The following is a 22056-nucleotide window of genomic DNA, read 5'->3' as shown; positions in this document are numbered from 1 at the left end:
GAGGGGGGCGTGTGGCGGGGCGTGCAGAACAGGTGAATTCTCTTTCCGCTCACCAGGTTTGAGTGCGAGACATCGGGACACCCGGCCTTCTCAGTGGGTCGTCTGAGGGCCATCTCCCCTTCAATTCCTAGGGGTTGCCATCTCATCACCCAACGTGAAAACTGTGAGCGCGCTCGGCCCGGATGGATTGTGTCGAAGGCGCGTTCTTGGCATGTGAAGTGCGAAATCGTGGGACAAGGGGGGTCCTGTGCAGGGTCGCTGCGCGGGAGAAGACGCTGGGGGGCGTGGTGGTGTCTGCTTGGTGCCCGGGGCACGTGCTGCCAGGCTGCGCACGTGCGGGCCTGTCCGCTGCTCGGCGGGCGTCCGGACCGCTCGGAGCCGCCGCCCCGCCGTCCGGAAACTGTCCCCGGGTGCGCTGACGCCGGGGGCCGGAATGCCGTGAGCGGGCGGATCGGCGGGTCCCTCCCGGCCCGGCCGGGCCGCGCGGCGGCCACCTGGCGCGGAGCGAGGGCCGCCCCGCGGTGCCACGCCCGGTGGCCGTGCCCGTGACGGCCACCCCTGCCCGCGGCGAACCACGGCACCGTCGCACCACGGCATCGTCGGTGACCCACCGCCGGGCCGGCGCGTTCTCACCCAAGGAGAAACGGTGACAAGCACACAACTGACCGGAGCCGAATCGCCTCTTGACGCCTTACCCGAGCGGTGGCGGTCCTTGCGCGACGCGGGCCCCGTGACGTACGACGAGGACCGGCGGCAGTGGCATGTCGTGGACCACCAGGGCGTCTCGGCCGTACTCGCGGACCCGGCGACGTACTCCTCCGACATGACGCCGATCGCCCCCACCCAGGAGGACTTCGAGGACTTCCGGCAGGGCAACTTCGTCGGGATGGATCCTCCGGAACACCGCAAGCTGCGCACCCTGGTGAGTCAGGCCTTCACCCCGAGAGTGGTCCACGGACTCGCACCGCGCATCGAGGCGGTGTGCGCGCGCCTGCTCGACGGCGTCGCCGACCGCGACCGGTTCGACCTGGTCGACACCCTCGCCTACCCGCTGCCGATCATCGTGATCGCCGAACTCCTCGGGATCCCCGCCGAGGACCACAGGCTGTTCCAGGAGTGGGCCGCCACCCTCTTCGGCGGCGACCAGCTCGGCGACAGCCTCGACACGGCCGACCTGGAACGGGCGCTGGAGGCCATCGCCCCGACCGTGCGTGAGATGAACGGCTACATGCTGGACCACATCCGGCACCGCCGCGCCCACCCCGGCGACGACCTCACCAGCAGACTCCTCACCGCCGAGGTCGACGGAACACGACTGGCGGACCAGGAGATGGTCGGTTTCGTCGCCCTGCTGCTGGTCGCCGGGCACATCACCACCACCGCGCTGCTCGGCAACGCCATGGTCACCTTCGACCGGCATCCCGGCACCCTCGCCGCGCTACGGGAGAACCCCGACCGGCTGCCGGACGCCATCGAGGAAGTCCTGCGCTGGCTGCCGCCCTTCCCCGAACTGGGGCGGCGCACCACCCGGCCGGTGGTGCTCGGCGGCCACGACATCCCGGCGGACACCCTGCTGATGGTGCACCTGGGCGCCGCCAACCGCGACCCCTCCCGCTTCACGTCCCCGGACGCCTTCGACATGGCCCGCTGTCCGAATCCCCATCTGACCTTCGGCCACGGCATCCACTTCTGCTTCGGCGCCCCCCTGGCCCGGCTGGAAGCGCGCATCGCGCTGCGCGCCCTGATGGAGCGTTTCCCCACCATCGAGGTGCCTTCCTACGACGACGTCACGTACCAGAACCCGGCCGTCATCGTCGGCGTACGCCACCTGCCGATCGCCGTCACCAGGCCGTAACCCGCGTCGACGCGCACGTCCCGTACCGCTCTTCCCGCGGACCGGCCGCGTCCCTCTCCCCACCCGCTCTCACCAGGAGTCAGCTCCCCATGCCGTATCCGACCGCCGCTCCGGCCGCCGACCGGCCGTCGTCCCTGTCGCACGAGGAGGTGCAGAGCCGCCTCGACTCCCTCGCGCGCGCCCACCGCGTGCCCGGTGCCCAGCTGACCGTGCACACCGGCACCCACACCCTCAGCGTGCACACCGGCACGGCCGACGCCCTGACGAACACCCCGTTCACCGCGGAGACGGCCGTACCCCTGGGCTCCGTCACCAAGGTCGCGACGGCCGCGGCCGTCCTGCTCCTCGCCGACGACGGAGACCTCGACCCGGACGAGCCGGCCGCCGAACTGCTGCCCGAGTTAGGGGACATACCCGAGGTGACGGTGCGTCACCTCCTCAGTCACACCGCCGGTCTGCCCACCGGACCCGACTCCGACAGCGCCGCCGGCACCACCGTCACCCGCTACCTCTCGGCGGTCTGCACCGCGCACAGCGCCCTCTTCCCGCCGGGAACCGGCTTCTCGTACTCCAACGCCGGTTATGTCGCCGCCGGCCGCATCCTGTCCGAAGTGACCGGCATGACCTGGCAGGAAGCGCTGGGAGCGCTCCTGCTGGAACCCCTGGGCATCGTCCCCGCCTTCCTCGGCGAGGCCGCCCCCGCGCGGCCGGTCGCCTCCGGCCACGCCCTCAACACGGCCACGGGCCTGCTGCGCCCGGCCCACCAGAACCTCGCCCCGGTGGAGGCCCCGGCCGGCGCCCTCCTGGCGAGCGCCGAGGACCTGGCCGCCCTGGGCCGGGCCGTCATCGGCCGGTCCACCGCGCTGCCCACCGCCGTCGCCGACCGGATGCGCCGCCCCGAACCCGCCGCCGACCCCGGTGCCCTGGCGGACTCCTGGGGCCTGGGCCTCGCCCTCTTCAGGCAGGACGGGCGGGTGTGGTGCGGCCACGACGGGAACGCCCAGGGCACCTCCTGCCACCTGCGGGCCGATCCGGACAGCGGCGTCGTCGTCGCCTTCACCGGCAACTCCGGCGGTGCCACCGCCCTGTGGCGCGACCTCGCCGCGGAACTCGCCCGGCTCACCGGCGTACGGGTGCCCACCGGCCCGGCCGCGGACTCCCGCCGCGGTCCCGTCGTACCGCTCGCGGACTGCGCCGGCACCTACCGCAACGGAGGCACCGAGTACGCGGTCAAGCTCGACGGGGACGGCACGCCCACCCTGTCCGTCGACGGCGACTATCCCATTCCGCTGGTGTGCTATGCCGACCTGACCTGCGATCTGGTCGACCCGGCCACCGGCCGGCTGGAACCGGGAGGCCGCTTCCACCGCGACCCCGCCACCGGGGTCATCGACCGCCTGCAGATCTCCGGACGCACCGCGCGCCGCACCGCCGCCGTCTGAACGCACCGCACCGCCGCCGTCCGACCGCGTCCCGCGCCACCCGTCACGCACCCGCCCCGTACGCGAGGACCCCCGCACCGCTCCGGTGTGCCCGCGCGCCGCCCGCAAGCGGCGCGCCGGGTCCGCGCGCCGCCCCCGCCCGAAGGACTGCTTCCCGATGACGGACCTGCACGCCCCGCGCCCCGCCACGCCCGCCTCCCCAGCGGCCGGTCCCGTCCCGCCGGCCCGTGCCGACCACGCCACCCGGCACGTCCCGCTCGGTGAGGTGTTCACCGGCTGGGTGACGCGCGACCCGCACGCCCCCGCGGTGACCGACGGCCGCCGCACCTGGTCGTACGGCGAACTCGCCCGGCGGGCCGGCCGGCTCGCCGCCCACCTCGCCGCGAACGGCGCCGGACCGGAGCGGACGGTGGCACTCGTCCTGCCGCGCTCGATGGAACTGATCGCCGCCGAGCTGGCCGTGGCCCTGACCGGTGCCGCCTTCCTGCCCGTCGATCCCGACTACCCCGCCGAACGGCGGGAACTGATGCTCGCCGACGCCGCACCGGCCGTCGTCCTGGACGACCTCGACCGGGTCCGCGCACTGCTGGACGACGAGGGCCGGGAGGTGACCGCGCCCGCGCACCGGGTGCTCCCCGACCACGCGGCGTACGTCATCTTCACCTCCGGCTCCACCGGTACCCCCAAGGGCGTCACCGTCACCCACCGCGGCATCGCCGGGTTCGCCGCGGCGGCCGCCGAGCGGTACGCCGTCGGCCCGGGCGACCGCGTGCTGCAGTTCTCCTCGCCCAGCTTCGACGCCTCCGTACTGGAGCTGTGCGTCTCGGTGCTGTCCGGCGCCACGCTGGTCGTCCCGCCGCACGGGCCCTGGCTGGGCGACGAACTCGCCACCGTCCTGGACGAGCACCGCATCTCCCACGCCCTCATACCGCCCGCCGCCCTCGCCACGCTGCCCGACCCGGCGGACATCGGCGGCCTGCCGTCGCTGCGCACCCTGATCGTCGGAGCCGAGGCGTGCCCGGCCGCGCTCATCGACCGGTGGGCACCCGGCCGCCGCATGATCAACTCCTATGGGCCGACCGAGGCGACCATCGTCGCCACCTGGACCGGGCCGCTGACCGCCGGCACCGGCACACCGGCCATCGGCGGCCCGCTGCCCGGCACCGAGGCCCACGTCCTGGACGCGACGCTGCGCCCGGTGCCCCCCGGTACCGAGGGTGAGCTGTACGTGGGCGGCGACGGGCTGGCCCGCGGCTACCTCGGCCGCCCCGGCCTGACCGCGACCCGGTTCGTCGCCCACCCCTCCGGGCCGCCCGGGGCCCGCCTCTACCGGACCGGTGACCGTGTGCGCCAACGGGCGGACGGGGAGCTGGAGTTCCTCGGCCGGGTCGACCGCCAGGTCAAGGTGCGCGGATTCCGCATCGAACCCGGCGAGATCGAAGCCGCCCTGATCCAGGACCCGGACGTCCGCGAGGCCGTCGTCGTGGTCCGCGACGAGGAACCCGCCCGCGGGCGGCTCGTCGGCTACGTCACCCCCGCCGATCCGGCTCGCCGGCCCGATCCCGCCCGGCTGCGCGCTGCCCTCGCCGCCGCCCTGCCCGCCCACATGGTGCCCTCCGCCGTCGTCGTGCTGGACGCGCTGCCGCTCACCCCGCAGCACAAGATCGACCTGCGGGCGCTGCCCGCCCCCGGCGGCACCCCGACCGAGGAGCAGGTCGAACCGCGCACCGACGGCGAACGGACCCTGGCCGCGATCTGGGCCGACGTCCTCGGCGTCGACACCGTCGGCGTCACCGACGACTTCTTCGACCTGGGCGGCGACTCGATCCTCGCTGCCCGCACCCTCACCCGCATCCGGGAAGCACTCGGCGCCCGGCTCACCCTGCGCGACGTGTTCACCGCGCGGACCGTCGCCGCGCTCGCCCCGCTGGCCGCCGAGCCGTCCGCCGCCGCCCCGCCGGAGCCGATCCCCGCCGCCCCGCGCGGCAAGCCCGTCCCGCTCTCCAGCGCCCAGCGGCGCCTGTGGTTCCTCGACGACCTCGCCGACGGCGGGACCGAGTACAACACCGGTGTGGCGCTGCGGCTGCACGGCCCGCTCGACACACCGGCCCTGGAGCGCGCCCTGAACCGGCTCGCCGCCCGCCACGACTCCCTGCGCACCACCTTCGCCACCGTCGACGGCCAGGGCGTCCAGCTGGTCGCCGACGAGGCCGTACTGCCCCTGCGCACCGCCGACGTCGGACACCTGCCCGCCGACCGGCGGGACCAGGCCGTCGAGCGCCTGCTGACCGAGGAACTGCGCCGCCCCCACGATCTGACGACCGGGCCCCTGACCCGGGCGCTGCTCATCCGCCGGGCGTCCGACGACCACGTGCTGCTGCTGGCCCAGCACCACATCGTCACCGACGGCTGGTCGGTCGGCGTCCTGACCCGGGACCTGGCGGCGTTCTACCGCGCGGAGGCCTCCGGTGAACCGGACGGGCTTCCCCGGCCGGGCGTGCAGTACCCGGACTTCGCGCTGTGGGAGCGCGAGCGGCGCACCGCCGACGCCGACGACCTCGCCTACTGGAGACGCCACCTGGCCGGCCTCCAGCAACTCGAACTGCCCACCGACCGGCCCCGCCCCGCGGTGCGCACCACCGCCGGAGCGGCACACCGCCAGGACATCCCGCGCCACCTGGTGGACCGGCTGCGGCAGCTGGCCTCGGGCTGCGGCACCACCGTCTTCACCCTGTTCGCCGCGGCGGCGGCCGTGCTGTTCTCCCGCTACTCCGGACAGCGGGACGTGGCGTTCGGGACCGTCACCAACGGAAGGGCCCGCCGCGAACTGGAGGACGTGACCGGTTTCTTCGCCAACACCGTCGTACTGCGCGGCGAGGTCGACGACGCCGCCACGGTCGACCGGTTCGTCCAGACCATGCGCGCGACCGTGCTGGACGCCTTCGCCCACGACAGCGTGCCCTTCGACCGGGTGGTCGAGGAACTCGCCCCGCCCAGGGACCCCAGCCGCACTCCGCTGGTGCAGGTGCTGGTGGTGCAGCAGGCGGCGCCCGCCCGGCCGCCGATGGCGGCCGGGGTGCGGATCGAGGGGCATCCGCTGCCCCGCCCGGCCGCCCGCTTCGACCTCGTGCTGGAGTTCGCGCCGCGCGCCGACGGCGGCTGCGAGCTGACGGTCGAGTACAACACCGACCTGTTCGAGGCGGCGACCGTGGCCCGGATGAGCCGGCAGCTGCACCGCCTGCTGGAAGGCATGGCGGACGGCCCGCACCGAACGCTGGCCGAACTGCCGCTGCTGTCCGACGACGAGCTGCGCACGCTCCTGGACTCCTGGAGCCCGTCCGTGCCGGCCGAGGACGGCACCGACGGCGCCACGCTCCCGGCGCTGTTCGAGCAGCAGGCGGCCCGGACGCCCGACCGGACCGCCGTGACCTGCGGCGGGACCCGGCTGGACTACGCCGGGCTGAACCGGCGCGCCAACCGTCTCGCCCGGCTCCTCGCGGCGCGCGGCACGGGCCCGGAGTCCCTGGTGGCGCTGTGCCTGCCGCGCACCGCCGACCTGCTGCCGGTGCTGTGGGCCGTACTGAAGTCCGGCGCCGGATACCTGCCCATCGACCCCGGCTACCCGGCCGAGCGCATCCGCTTCATGCTCGCCGACGCGGCCCCCGCCCTCGTCCTCGCCACCCGCGAGACGGCGCACGCGCTCCCCGACGGCTGCGAGCCGCTGCTGCTGGAGGACGTGGAGTGTGCCGATGGCGATGCCCACGCCGCCGACCTGACCGACGCCGACCGGACGGCACCGCTGCGCCCGGCCCACCCCGCCTACGTCATCTACACCTCCGGCTCCACCGGCCGCCCCAAGGGCGTGGTCGTCACCCACCGCAGCGTGGCCGCGCTGGCCGCCTGGGCGCGGGACACCTTCGGCCGGAGCGGGTTCTCCCACGTCGTCGCGTCCACCTCCCTCAACTTCGACGTGTCCGTCTTCGAGCTGCTGTGCCCCCTGCTGGCCGGCGGCAGCGTCGAGGTGGTCGCCGACCTCCCCGCCCTCGCCGACGGCTCCGGCCCGCGCCGGGCCGGACTGCTCAGCGGCGTGCCGTCCGTCCTCTCCCGCGTACTCGGCGGCGGCACAGGCGACGGCGCCGTCGAGGCGGACACCGTCGTCCTGGCCGGCGAGGCCCTGCCCGCCCGGACCGTACGGGACATCAGGGACGCCATGCCCTCGGCCGAGGTGGCGAACATCTACGGCCCCACCGAGGCCACCGTCTACGCCACCGCCTGGTTCGCCGACGGCACCGTCCCCGACCAGGCCCCGCCCATCGGCCGTCCCGTCGCCCGCACCCGCGCCTACGTGCTGGACCGCCTGCTGCGCCCCCAACCACCCGGCATCACCGGCGAGTTGTATCTCGGCGGTGACGGACTGGCCCGCGGCTATCTGCGCCGCCCCGGCCTGACCGCCGCCCGCTTCGTCGCCGACCCGTTCGGCGCCCCCGGAGGCCGCATGTACCGCACGGGCGACCTGGTGCGCTGGAGGGCCGACGGCCAGCTGGAGTACCTGGGCCGCATCGACCAGCAGGTCAAGGTGCGCGGTTTCCGCATCGAACTCGGCGAGGTCGAGGAGGCACTGCGCGGCTGCGCGGGTGTCGCCGAGGCCGCCGCCACCGTCCGCGACGGCGACGGTCACCGCCGCCTGGCCGGATACGTCGTCCCCGCCTCCGGCGCCCGCGTGGAGCCGGAGGCGGTGCGCCGGGAACTCGGGCGCACCCTGCCCGACTACATGGTCCCCTCGGCCGTCGTGGTGCTGCCCGCCCTGCCGCTCAACCCCAACGGCAAACTGGACCGCGACCGGCTCCCCGACCCGGCGCCGGCCGAACCCGCCGCACGCCACGTCGCGCCCCGGACCCCCACCGAACGCACCCTCGCCGCCATCTGGGCCGATGTCCTGCACGTCGACCGCGTCGGCGCGGACGACAACTTCTTCGCGCTGGGCGGCGACTCCATCCTCAGCATCCAGGTCGTGGCCCAGGCCCGGCAGGCGGGCCTGACGATCACCTCCCGGGACGTCTACCGGCACCAGACGGTCGCCGCCCTGGCCCGCCGCGCCGACGAGACGGGCAGCCGCCGGCCCGCCGCCACCACCGCACCCGTCGAGGCGACCGGCACCGCGCCGCTGACGCCCATCCAGCACTGGCTCTTCGACAGCGCCGCCGAGCGGGCCGGACACTTCGCCCAGACGCTCTCGGTGGAACTGCCCGCCGATGTCGACGCGACCGCGCTGGAGGCCGCCCTCGATGACGTCGTGGCCCACCACGACGCACTGCGCTCCCGCTTCCTCGCCGACGACGGGGGCGTACGGTGGCTGATCGACGGCCAGGGCGCCCGCTGCCGCCTCACGCATCACACCGGTCCGGACACCGACACCCCGCACCTCGGCCCGTACGACGTGAGCCGCGGCCCGCTGATGCGCGCCGTCCTGCACGACCGGGGCCCGGGACGGCCGCCCGTCCTGCACCTGTCCGTCCACCACCTCGTCGTGGACGGAGTCTCCTGGCGCCTGTTGCTCGAGGACCTCGACCGCGCCTACCGAGCCCGCCGCGAGGGCCGGGACGGCGCGACCGCGCTGCCCCGCAAGTCCTCCCCGGTGCGGCAGTGGGCCGAGCGCCTGGCCGCGCACACCGCCGCCGGCGGCTTCGACGACGAGAAGGCGTACTGGATCGGGGTGACCGAAAGCGCCGGGACCGTCCTGCCGGCGGACCAGGAGGGCGCCAACACCTACGCCTCCCAGCGCTCGGTGACGGTGCGTCTCGGCCCCCAGGAGACCGAAGCGCTGCTGCGGACCCTGCCCGAGACGTACCGCACCCAGGCCAACGACGTCCTGCTCGCAGCCCTCGGCCGGGTGCTGTGCGGCTGGAGCGGGCACCACCAGGTGCTGGTGGACGTCGAGGGCCACGGCCGCGAGGACCTCTTCGCCGACGTCGACACCAGCCGCACCGTGGGCTGGTTCACCACCCGCCACCCCGTCTCCCTGGCCGTCCCGCCCGAGGAGTCCTGGGACACCGTGCTGAAGCAGGTCAAGGAACACCTGCGCGCGGTGCCCCGGCACGGTATCGGTCACGGCGCCCTGACCCTGCCGGGCCGCGAGGGCACACCGCTTCCGGCGACCAGCGCGCAGATCAGCTTCAACTACCTGGGCCGCTTCGGACTGTCCGCGACGTCCGGGGGGCTGTACCGCGGGCTCGCGCGCCCGCTGGAGCTGGACGCCGACCCCTCGGCACCGCGCCCGCACGCCCTGGAGGTCGTGGGACGGCTGGACGGCGACAGTCTGGAGTTCACCTGGTTCCACTCGGAGCGGCTGCACCGCCCGGAGACCGTCGCGGACCTCGCGGAACGGTACGCCGAGGCGCTGGCCGGTCTCGCCCGGTACGCGGCCCGCCCCGGTGCCGCCGGACGCACCCCCTCGGACTTCCCGCTGGCCCGGCTCGACCAGACGCACGTCGACCGCATCGCGGGGGAGGACCCCGCCGGTGTGGAGGACGTCCACCCCCTCACGCCCACCCAGGCCGGCATGCTCTTCCACCGGCTCTCGCAGGACGACCGCGGCGTGTACTTCCAGCAGCTGACGTTCGTCCTGGACGGCGTGCCGGACCCGGCGGTGCTGGCGGACGCCTGGCAGCGGGTCACGGACCGTACGCCGGTGCTGCGCTCGCGGGTGGTGTGGCAGGACGTGCCCGAGCCGCTGCTCGTGGTGCAGCGCCGGGCGGCCGTGCCGGTGGAACTGCCCGACTGGCGCGGCCTGTCCGACGCCGAGCAGGATCAACGGCTGCACGACCTGCTCGACCGCGACCGCGCCCGTGGCGTCGACCTGACCCGCGCACCGCTCCAGCGCCTGGTGCTGGCCCGGGTCTCCGACCGCGCGGTGCGTGTCGTGTGGTCCTTCGACCACCTGATCCTGGACGGCTGGAGCCTGTTCCAGGTCCTCTCCGACGTCTTCGCCTGCCACGCCGGCCTGTCCGGCGCCGCACAGGTCCCACTGCCCGACCGCCGCCCCTTCCGCGACTACGTCGCCTGGCTGCGCGAACGCGCCGACCTGGCCGAGGCCGAACGGCACTGGCGGACCCGCCTGAACGGCCTGAGCGAGACCACCGCGCTGCCCTTCGACCGCGAGCCCCGCGAGAGTCACCGCGCGGAGTCGGCACAGGCGGTGCGCGTCACCCTGCCCGAGGCCACCACCCGGGCCCTCGCGGGCCTGGCCCGGACGGCGGGCCTGACGATGAACACCCTCGTCCAGGGCGCCTGGGCACTGCTGCTGAGCCGCCAGGCGGGCCGCGACGAGGTGGTCTTCGGCACCACCGTCTCCGGACGACCGCCCGAGCTGCCCGGGGCCGACGCCATCACCGGCCTGTTCATCGCGACCCTGCCCACCCGCGTGAGCGTGCCGCGCGACGAGCCGCTGCTCGGTTGGCTGGGCCGGCTCCAGCAGGAGCAGAGCGAGGACCGCCGCCACGGCCACGTGCCGCTGCACCGGATGACGGCGTACACCGACCTGCCCGAGCGGGCCGCCCTCTTCGACAGCATCATGGTGTTCGAGAACTACCCGGTCGACGACGATCTCGCCGCCGCGCACGGGCTGCGGCTGACCGGCCTGGACGGCATCGAGACCACCAACTACCCGCTCAGCCTGGTCGCCTACCCCGGCACGGAACTCGCCCTGCGCCTCGGCTACGACCCGGACCTCTTCGACGCCCCCACCGTCGAGCGGATGGCCGAGTACCTCACCGTCCTGCTGGAGGGCTTCGCCGCCACACCACGGCGCACGCCCGCGCGCCTGCCCCTGCTGACGGCCGCCCGCCGCGAACAGGTCCTCCACGAGTGGAACGACACGGCCACCGGCACCCCCGCCGCGACCACCGCCGACCTCTTCGCCGCGCAGGTGGAGCGCACCCCCGACGCCGTCGCGCTGCTCGCCGGTACCGAGCGGCCGACCTACCGCGACCTCGACGGCCGGGCGGCGGAACTGGCCGGCCGGCTGGCCGCGCTCGGGGTGCGCCCGGAGGTCGCCGTCGGCGTGCTGATGGACCGCTCGGCCGCCCTCGTCGTCACCCAGCTCGCCCTCGCCCGCCTCGGCGGCGTGTACGTACCGCTCGACGGCAGGGCGCCGCGCGAACGGCTGCGCACGATGCTCGCGGAGGCCGGCGCCGATCTGCTGCTCACGGACGCGGAGTGGCAGGAGACGGCAGCGGATCTCCTCCCGGAAGGGCGCGTGCTGCGTCCGGACGACGACACCGTCGCGACCGCCGATCTCGCAACGGTGCCGCGCGTGCACCCGGACAACGTCCAGTACCTCATGTTCACGTCCGGTTCCACCGGCGCCCCCAAGGGCGTGGCGGTGCGGCAGCGGGACGTCGCCGCGCTCGCCCTCGACCGGGCCTTCGCCGGCCACGACCGCGTCCTCCTGCACTCCCCGCACGCCTTCGACGCCTCCACCTACGAGCTGTGGGTGCCGCTGCTGCGCGGCGGAACGGCCGTCCTCGCCCCGCCCGGCGACCTGGACGCCGCCGCCGTACGCCACGCGATCACCGAACAGGGCGTGAGCTGCCTGTTCCTGACGGTGGGCCTGTTCCGTCTCCTCGCCCAGGAGGACCCCGCCTGCCTGCGCGGCGCCCTGGAGGTGTGGACCGGTGGCGAGGCCGTGCCGGGCGCCGCGGTGCGGCGGGTGCTGGACGCCTGCCCCGACCTCACCGTCGTCGACGTCTACGGGCCGACCGAGACCACCACCTTCGCCACCCGGCGGGTCTTCCGCGCCGGTGACGCGCTGCCCGCGACGCTGCCCATCGGCCGGCCCCTGGACGACACCCGCGTCTACGTCCTGGACGGCGCGCTCCAGCCGCAACCGCCCGGCGTACCGGGAGAGCTGTACCTCGCGGGCGCCGGACTGGCCCGCGGCTACGCCGGACGCCCCGGCGCGACGGCGGCCCGCTACCTGGCCGACCCCTACGGCCCGCCCGGCACGCGGATGTACCGCACCGGCGACATCGTGCGCTGGAGCGCCGACGGCGAACTGCACTTCGTGGGACGCGCCGACGACCAGATCAAGATCCGCGGCTTCCGCGTCGAACCCGCCGAGATCGAGGCCCGGCTCACCGCCCACCCGGCGATCGCCGAGGCGGTGGTGTCGGTGTCGCGGCACGAGGGACGCAAACGCCTGGTCGCCCACCTGGTGCGGGCCCCCGGCGCGGCCGCGCCGCAGACGGCCGAGCTGCGCGCCCACGTGTCCGGGGAACTGCCCGACTACATGGTCCCGGCCGCGTTCGTCACCGTGGCCGAGCTGCCCCTGACCGCGAACGGCAAGGTCGACCGGCGACGGCTGCCCGAGCCCGAGTGGTCGGCGGCGGCCGACACCGCCCACCGCGCGCCGCGCACCGAGGCCGAGCGGGTGCTCGCCGGGATCTGGACCGAACTGCTCGGCGTGGAACGCGTCGGCCTCGACGACCACTTCTTCATGCTGGGCGGCGACTCGATCGTCAGCATCCAGGTCGTCTCCCGCGCCCGCACCGCCGGGCTCGCGCTGACCCCGAGGGACCTGTTCCGCCATCCCACCCTCGCAGCCCTGGCCGCCGCCGCGTCCGGCGCCGCCGCGACCGTCGCGGGCACCGGCCCGGTGACCGGGGAGGTGGGCCTCACCCCGATCCAGCACTGGTTCCTCGACGCCGAGCCGCCTCGCCCGGAGTACTTCAACCAGTCCGTGGTCGTCGAGACGGCCGAGGACGTCGACCCCGGCGCGCTGAGTGCCGCCCTGGCCGCGCTGTGGGCCCACCACGACGCCCTGCGCGCCCGCTTCACCCGCGCGGCGGACGGCACCTGGCACCAGGAGTACGCCGCCGCGGACACCGAGGTTCCGGAGCTGCTGCGGGTGCACGACCTGAGCGGCCTGGACGCCCGCGCCGCCGAGGAGGCCGAGGCCCGCCTCTCCCACGAGGCGCACACGGGCTTCCGGCTGGACACCGGCCCGCTGATCGCCGCCCGCCTGTTCACCGGCGAGGGCCGGGCCGCCCGCCTGCTGTTGGCGGCCCATCACCTCATCGTCGACGGCGTCTCCTGGCGCGTCCTGCTGGAGGACCTGGAGACCGCCTACCGGCAGGCCCGTACCGGCGAGCCGGTACGGCTGCCGCAGCGCACCACGTCGGTGCGCGAATGGGTGCGGCGGCTCACCGAACGCACCGGTGAGGCGGACCTCGCCGCGCAGCGTGCCCACTGGGCGGACGTCTCGCGGCATTGCGCCGAACCCCTGCCCGTGGACCTCGACGGCGGCAACACCGCCGCCGACCTGCGCGCCGTGACCGTACGCCTCGACCGGCAGTGCACCGACGACCTGCTGCGCAAGGTCCCCGGCGTCTACCGCACCCGCGTCGACGACGTCCTGCTGACCGCCCTCGGCCGCGTCCTGGCGGACTGGACCGGACGCGGCACCGTGGCCGTGGGTCTGGAGGGACACGGCCGCGAGGACCAGCTCTTCGACGACCTCGACCTGTCCCGCACGGTCGGCTGGTTCACCAGCCTCTTCCCGGTCGCCCTCCACCTGCCCCGGGGCGACTGGGGCGCCGCGGTGAAGGCCGTGAAGGAGCAGCTGCGGGCCGTGCCCGACCGGGGGATCGGCTACGGCGCCCTGCGCCACCTGGCGGGCGACGAACGGCTCGCCGCCGTGCCCCCGCCCGGGATCAGCTTCAACTACCTGGGCCGGTTCGACTGGTCCGCCGCCGACGGCGCGCTGGTGCGGGCCGTTCCCGGCGGCCTGGACGGCGCGGAGGACCCTGGTGCGCCGCGTCCGCACCTGCTGGACGTGGTGGCCCGCGTCGAGGACGACCGACTGGAGATCACCTGGCACTACAGCGGCGGTCGCCACCGCGAGGAGACGATCGCCTCCCTCGCCGAGAGCATGCTGCGGTCACTGGAGGAGATCGTCGCGCACTGCGCCGCCCCGGAGGCCGGTGGCCGCACGCCCTCGGACTTCCCGCTGGCCCGGCTCGACCAGGCCGCCGTGGACCGGGTCGTGGGCGACGGCCGCGGCGTCGAGGACGTGTACCCGCTGACGCCGATGCAGGCGGGCATGCTCTTCCACAGCCTCATGGACCCGCAGGCCCGCACCTACGTCAACCAGGTGCAGGTCGTCCTGCACGGCGTCACCGACCCGCACGCGCTCGCCGAGGCGTGGCAGTGCACGGCGGACGCCAATCCGGTCCTGCGCACCCGCCTGGTGTGGCAGGAGACCGCCGAACCCCTCCAGGTGGTGGAGCGGCGGGCCGCCGTCCCGGTCACCCACCACGACTGGTCCGGGTGGTCCGCCGAGCGGTGCGCGCGGGAGACGGAGGCGCTGCTCGACGCGGACCGGGAGGCCGGGATCGACCTGGGCGCGGCCCCGCTGATGCGGCTGGCGCTGATCCGGCTGGCACCGGACCGGGTGCGCATGGTGTGGACGTTCCACCACGTGCTGCTCGACGGCTGGAGCGCCGCCCAGGTGTTCGACGAGGTGTGCGAGCGGTACGCGGCCCTGACCGCCGGCCGCCGCCCGCAGGTGCCCGACCGGGCGCCCTTCGCCCGCTACCTGGAGTGGCTGGCCGCCCAGGACACCGCCCGGGCGGAACGCCACTGGCGTGAGACCCTCGCCGGGTTCGCCGTCCCCACCGAACTGCCCCGCGACCGGCGCCCCGCCGACGCCCACCGCGCGTCCTCGTCGGGCACGGTGCGGGTGGCCCTCGGACAGGAGGTGTCGGTGCGGCTGCGAGAGACCGCCCAGCGGGCCGGGCTGACCGTCAACACGGTGCTCCAGGGAGCCTGGGGGCTGCTGCTGCACCACTACGGCGGCGGCGACGACGTCGTCTTCGGCACGACCGTGTCCGGCCGCCCGGCCGAACTGCCCGGCGTGACCTCCATGGTGGGCCTGTTCATCAACACCCTGCCCACCCGGCTGCGCATCGACGGGCGGCGTCCCCTGCTGGAGTGGCTGCGCGAGGTGCAGGCCGCCCAGTCGGAGTCCCGGCGCCACGACTTCGTCTCCCTCGCCCAGTTGCAGTCGTGGAGCGAGGTGCCCGGCGGCACCAGCCTGTTCGACAGCATCGTCGTCTTCGAGAACTACCCGTTCGACGCGGGCGCCCTGGCCCGGCACGGACTCGCCGTCGAGCAGGAACGCGACGTGGAGCCGACCAACTACCCGCTCAGCGTGGTCGTCGCGCCCGGCGACGACGTGACGGTGACCCTCGACTACGACCCGGCCGTCTTCGACGCCGCCACCGTCGAAGGGCTCGGCGCGAGCCTGCGCACGCTGCTGACCCGGTTCGCCGCCGACACTGCTGACGCCGCCGCCGACCGCCGCCTGGCCGACCTGGCGCCGCTCCAGCCGGCCGACGGACGCCGCCTGCTGGACCGGCTCGCGGGACCGGTGGCGAGGCTGCCGCGGCGCACCCTCCCGGACGCCTTCGCGGCACAGGCCGCCCGCACCCCCGACGCCCCCGCCGTCAGCGCCGGTACCGACCACCTCACGTACCGGCAGCTCGACGAGCGTTCCAACCGCCTGGCCCGCCTGCTGATCGAGGCCGGAGCCGGACCGGAGCGGTTCGTCGCCCTGGCCCTGCCCCGCACCGCCGACCTGATCGTGGCGCTCCTGGCGGTCCTCAAGAGCGGTGCCGCCTACCTGCCCGTCGACCCCGGCCACCCGGCGGAGCGCATCGCGTTCCTCTTCGACGACGTGCGCCCCGACGCGGTGATCACCAGTGCGGAGACCTCCGCGCGGCTGCCCGACGGCCCGTACACGCGGATCACCCTGGACGACCCGGCCTGCGCCGGGCGGCTGGCCGCCGCGTCCGCCGCGCCCGTCACCGACGGCGAGCGGCGCACCCGGCTGCTGCCGGACCACCCCGCCTACGTCATCCACACCTCCGGCTCCACCGGCCGCCCCAAGGGCGTCGTCGTCTCCCACGCCTCCGTGGTGGCGCTGACCGACTGGGCCGCCACCGAGTTCACCGGCCGCGGACTCGCCCACGTGGTGGCCTCCACGTCGCTCAACTTCGACGTGTCGGTGTTCGAGATCCTCTCGCCGCTGCTGGCGGGCGGCCGGGTCGAGGTCGTCCGCGACCTGCTGGCCCTCGCCGAGCGGCCCGAGCCGTGGCGCGCGGGGCTGCTCAGCGCCGTACCCTCCGCCCTCGGCCGCCTGCTGGCCGAGGACACCGTGCACGTCACCGCCGACACGGTCGTCCTGGCCGGCGAGGCACTGCCCGCCCGCACCGTCCACCAGGTCCGCGAGGCCGTCCCCGGCTGCCGGGTGATGAACATCTACGGCCCCACCGAGGCCACCGTCTACGCCACCGCCTTCACCTGCGACCCGGCCGACCCCGACCGAGTCCCGCCCATCGGCCGACCTGTCGGCGGCGCCCGCGCCTACGTCCTCGACTCCCGCATGCGGCCCGTGCCCGTCGGGGCGCCCGGCGAGCTGTACCTCGCCGGGACCGGAGTGGCCCGCGGCTACCTGAACCGGCCCGGCCTGACCGCGGCCCGTTTCCTCGCCGACCCCTTCGGACCGCCCGGCAGCCGCATGTACCGCACCGGCGACCTGGTCCGCTGGACGGCCGACGGCGACCTGGTGTACCTGGGCCGTGGCGACGACCAGGTGAAGGTGCGCGGCTTCCGTATCGAACTCGGCGAGGTGGAGGCCGCGCTGGCGCGGCACCCGCGGGTCGCCGAGGCCGCCGCACGCGTCGTGGAACACGACGGCCACAAGCGCCTCGTGGGCTACGCCGTGCCGCGCGCCGGCGACGCCCCGGCACCGGCCGAGTTGCGGGCCTTCCTCGCCCGGACGCTGCCCGACCACCTGGTCCCGGCGGTCATGGTGCCGCTGGAGCGGCTGCCGCTGGGCGCCACCGGCAAGCTGGACCGGCGGGCCCTGCCGGAACCGGTGTGGTCCGCGACCGTCGCCGCGGAGGACACCCGGCCGCCGAGCACCGCCGTCGAGCGGACCCTCGCCGCGATCTGGTCGCAAGTGCTGGGCGTGCCCGACGTGGGCGCGACCGACAACTACTTCGCGCTCGGCGGAGACTCCATCCTCGGCATCCAGATCGTCTCCGCGGCCCGCCGCGCCGGACTGACCCTGACACCCCGGCACCTCTTCCAGCACCAGACGATCGCCGAACTCGCCGCGGCGGTCGACGAGTCGCCGGCCGCCACGGCCACAGCCACGGCCGACCAGGGGCCGGTCGTCGGGGACGTCCCCCTCACGCCCGTACAGCACTGGCTGCTCGACACCCTCACCGGCGCCCCGGCCCGCTTCACCCAGGCGGTCTCCTTCGAGGTGGCGTCCGACACCGACGAGGAACTGCTGCGCGCCGCCCTCGCGGCGGTGCTGGAGCAGCACGACGCGCTGCGCATGCGGTACGAGCCGGACGGCGACGGGCGGTGGCGGCAGCTGGGCACGCCGCCCGGCGCGGACCCGCACCTGGAGGTGCACCACAGCCCGGCGGACCCGGCCGCCGTGGCCGCCGACCTGAGCGCGGAGTTCGACCTGGCGCGAGGGCCGCTGCTCAAGGCCGCCCTGTGCCACCGGGACGGCGACCGGCCGCCCGTCCTGCTGCTGGCCGCCCACCACCTGGTCGTCGACGCGGTGTCCTGGCGGGTGGTCCTCGAAGACCTCGACACCGCCCACCGGGCGCTGCGCGCCGGGGAGACCCCCGACCTGGGAGCGAAGACGACCTCCTTCCGCGACTGGGCCCGGCGCCTGGCCGCGCACACCGCCGACGGCGGCTTCGACGACGAGATCGCGCACTGGAGCGCCCTGCACCCGGCCGCCCTGCCGACCGACCTCCCCGGCAGCAACACCGCCGCCGACGAGGAGACCGTGACGGTGAGCCTCGGTGCCGAGGACACCCGCCGGCTCCTGCAGGAGGTGCCGGACGCCTACCGCACCCGCGTCAACGACGTCCTGCTGTGCGCCCTGGGCCGGGTCCTGGCCCGCTGGACGGGAGAGGACCGGGTGGTGGTCGCGCTGGAGGGCCACGGCCGTGAGGACCTCTTCGACGACGTCGACCTCTCCCGCACCGTCGGCTGGTTCACCACCATGTTCCCGGTCGGCCTCGACGCGCCTCGCGACGCCGACCCCGGCACCGCGTTGAAGACCGTCAAGGAGAACCTGCGGGCCGTACCGCGCGGGGGAGTGGGCTACGGCGCGCTGCGGCACCTGCACCCCACGGCGGGACGCGAACTGCCCGGCCTGCCGCAGGTGGGCTTCAACTACCTGGGGCAGCAGGACTGGAGTGCCGCGGGAGACGGTCTGCTGCGTGCGCCCCACGAGGGGCTGACCGGCGGCATGGACCGCTCGGCGGACCGGCCGCACCTGATCGACGTCCTCGGCCGGGTCACCGACAAGCGGCTGGAGTTCACCTGGTCGTACTCCCGCCGGGTGCACCGGCACGACACCGTCACACGCCTCGCGGAGGAGACGGCGGAGGAACTGCGCCGAATCGTCCGGCACTGCGCCGAGCCCGGCGCGGGCGGGCGCACCCCGTCCGACTTCCCCCTGGCCGCCCTGGACCAGGCGGCCGTCGACCGGCTCGTCGGCGACGGGCGCGACGTGACGGACGTCTACCCCCTCACCCCCACCCAGACCGGCATGGTCGTGCACGGCATGGACGAGCCCGGCGAGGGCCTGTACACCGAGCAGATCACCTTCGTCGCCGACGGCGTGCGCGAGCCCGCGCTGCTGGCGGCCGCCTGGCAGCACGTCGTGGACGCGACTCCCGTCCTGCGCACCGCCGTCGCCCTGGCCGGGGTCCCGGCCCCGCTGCAGACCGTGCACCGGCACGTCACCCTGCCCGTCACCCACCTCGACTGGAGCGGCCTGGACCCGGCACGGCAGGACGCCGAGCTGCGGCGGCTGCTCGACGAGGACCGCGCCCGCGGTATCGACCTGGACCGGCCTCCGCTGCTGCGCGTCACCCTGATCCGGCTCGGCCCGGACGAGGTACGCGTGGTGTGGACCTTCCACCACGTCCTGCTGGACGGATGGAGCGTCTTCCACGTGCTGTCGGACGTACTGGAGGCGCATGCCGCGCTCGCCGCCGGGACCGAGCCGCGGCTGCCGCGGCGACGGCCCTTCGCGGACTACGCCGCCTGGCTGGCCGGCCGGGACACCGCCGCCGCCGAGGAACACTGGAAGGCCGCCCTCACCGGCCTCGCCACGCCCACCCCGCTGCCGTACGACCGCAGGCCCGCCCCGGGCGCCGCCGCCCGGTCGGGCACCTGGCTGTCGCAGCGGCTCGACGCGGTCGGCACGGCCCGGCTGACGGACTTCGCCCGCCGCCACCGGCTCACCCTCAACACCCTGGTGCAGGGAGCCTGGGCGCTGCTGCTGGCGCGCTTCAGCGGCGAGCGGGAGGTGTGCTTCGGCACCACCGTCTCCGGGCGGCCCGCCGACCTCCCGGGCGCCGACACCATCACCGGCCTGTTCATCACCACCCTGCCCGCACGGGTCACCGTGGACGAGTCCAGCCCGTGCGCCGCGTGGCTGCGGGAGGCGCAGGCCGCCCGCGCGGAGGACCGGCGCTTCGACCACGTGCCGCTGACCGACCTGCACCAGTGGAGCGAACTGCCCCCCGGCACACCCCTGTTCGACAGCTTGCTGGTGTTCGAGAACTATCCGGTCGGCGACGCCACCGCCGGAGCGCACGGCGTGCGCGTACGCGACCTCGACGCCCGCGAGGCGACCAATTACCCGCTCACCGTGGTGATCTCACCCGGCGACGAGCTGAGCGTGGAACTCGGCTACGACCCCCGGTACTTCGACGAGAGCACGGCCCGCGCCCTGGCCGACCGGTTGACGCACGCCCTGACCGCGCTCGCCGCCACGGGGGACCGGGCGCCGCTGCACACGGTCGACGTGCTGCCGCCCGCCGAACGGCACCGGCTGCTGCACGGCCCCGCCCGCCCGCAGTCGCCGCCGCCGGCCCCGGCGACGCTGCCCGCGCTGATCGAGGCCGCGGTCGACCGGTGGCCCGACCGGCCCGCCCTCGACACGGGGGAGTCGCTGCTGACCTTCGCCGAGGCGGAGGCCCGCGCCAACCGGCTGGCACACCGGCTCATCGCGCGCGGCGCGGGACCCGGCGACATCGTCGCGCTGGTCCTGCCGCGCTCGGCGGACATGGTCCTCGCCCAGCTCGCCGTGGCGAAGACGGGCGCCGCGTTCCTCCCGGTGGACCCCGGCTACCCGGCCGAGCGGGTCGCGCTGATGCAGCGCGACGCGAACCCCGCCGTCACCCTCACCGCCGAGGAGGTCGCCGGCCTGCTCGCCGCACCGCCCGACGGCACACCCGGCCACCGTCCCACCGACACCGACCGCGTCCGCCCGCTGGACCTCGACGACCCCGCGTACGTCATCTACACCTCCGGCTCCACCGGCACCCCGAAGGGCGTCGTCGTCACCCACCGGGGACTGGCTGCGTTCGCCGCCGCCGAGGCCGCGCACTACCAGGTCCGCGCCGGGGACCGCGTGCTGGCCTTCGCCACGCCCAGCTTCGACGCCTCCGTGCTGGAGCTGTGCATGTCCCTGCCGAACGGCGCGGCCCTCGTCGTACCGCCGCCCGGCCCGCTGCTCGGCGCCGAACTGGCCGCCGTCCTGCGCACCGCGCGCATCACGCACACCCTGCTGCCGCCCGCCGCGCTCGCCACCCTCCCGCCGGACACCCCCGGCACCCTGCCGGACCTGCGCACCCTGGTGGTCGGCGCGGACGCCTGCCGGGCCGAGCTGGTCGCCCGCTGGGCACCGCACCACCGGATGATCAACTCTTACGGGCCCACCGAGGCCACCGTCGTCGCCACCTGGTCCGACCCGCTGGAACCGGACGGCACCGCACCGCCCATCGGCCGCGCGCTGCCCGCCACCGCCGTCTACATCCTCGACACGCGCCTGCGCCCCGTCCCCGACGGCGTGCCCGGTGAACTGTGGCTCGCCGGACCGGCCCTGGCCCGCGGCTACCTGGGCCGCCCCGGCCTGACCGCGGCCCGTTTCCGCGCCGACCCGTTCGGACCGCCCGGCACCCGCATGTACCGCACCGGCGACCTGGTCCGCCGCGACGCCCGCGGCGAACTGCACTACCTCGGACGCACCGACCACCAGCTCAAGCTGCGCGGCCACCGCATCGAGGCCGGCGAGGTGGAGGCCACCCTGGTGCGCCACCCGGCGGTACTGGACGCCGTGGTGAGCGTGCGGGAGGACGAACCGGGGCTGCCGCGCCTGGTGGCCCACGTCCTCGTCGCCCCCGGCGCCGAACCGCCCACCGCCGCCGACCTGCGGGCCTTCGCCGCCCGCACCCTGCCCGGCCCCATGGTGCCCTCGGCGTTCGTGACCCTGGACCGCTTCCCGCTGACGGAGAACGGCAAGACCGACCGGGCCGCGCTGCCCGCCCCCGTCCCCGACGCGGGGGAGCGGACCGCCGGACACGTGCCGCCCCGCACCCCCACCGAGGAGGCCGTCGCCGCCCTGTGGGAGGAGGCCCTGGAGACCACCGTGGGCGCCGAGGACGACTTCTTCGCCCTGGGCGGCGACTCCCTGCGCGCCCTGCTCATCGCCTCCCGCGCCAACGACACCTTCGGCGTGACCCTCACGCCCCGCGACGTCCTGGTGGGCCGCACCGTCGCCGCCCTGGCGGACCTGGTGGAGGAACAGGTGCTGAGCGAACTCGAAGACGCCGCACGCGGCGACAGCGACCACGAAGAACGGTGAGGACCGGA

Annotated in this window: 3 protein-coding genes; all 3 read left to right on the top strand. The window is 75.2% G+C overall.

What is annotated here, in order from left to right:
* Positions 1-646: 646 nt before the first annotated feature.
* Entirely contained in the window at positions 647-1855 is a 1209-nt protein-coding gene (locus RIM90_RS11845) for a cytochrome P450 (protein ID WP_375165431.1), read from the top strand.
* 89 nt (positions 1856-1944) lie between these two features.
* A complete protein-coding gene (locus RIM90_RS11840) occupies positions 1945-3297 on the top strand; it encodes a serine hydrolase domain-containing protein (RefSeq protein ID WP_309060602.1) in 1353 nt (450 codons plus the stop codon).
* 157 nt (positions 3298-3454) lie between these two features.
* Complete coding sequence (locus tag RIM90_RS11835) at positions 3455-22048, top strand: non-ribosomal peptide synthase/polyketide synthase (RefSeq protein WP_309060601.1); 18594 nt, start codon at positions 3455-3457, stop codon at positions 22046-22048.
* Positions 22049-22056: the final 8 nt, after the last annotated feature.

This window comes from Streptomyces sp., from assembly GCF_031181555.1.
Lineage (GTDB): Bacteria > Actinomycetota > Actinomycetes > Streptomycetales > Streptomycetaceae > Streptomyces > Streptomyces fimbriatus.
The sequence above is the reverse complement of the archived record's forward strand: the minus strand, read 5'-3'. Positions and strand labels throughout refer to the sequence as shown.

Excerpts from the sequence above, each read along its gene's own strand:
- RIM90_RS11840 (WP_309060602.1), top strand. The coding sequence starts at position 1,945 with ATGCCGTATCCGACCGCCGCTCCGGCCGCCGACCGGCCGTCGTCCCTG.
- RIM90_RS11835 (WP_309060601.1), top strand. The coding sequence starts at position 3,455 with ATGACGGACCTGCACGCCCCGCGCCCCGCCACGCCCGCCTCCCCAGCG.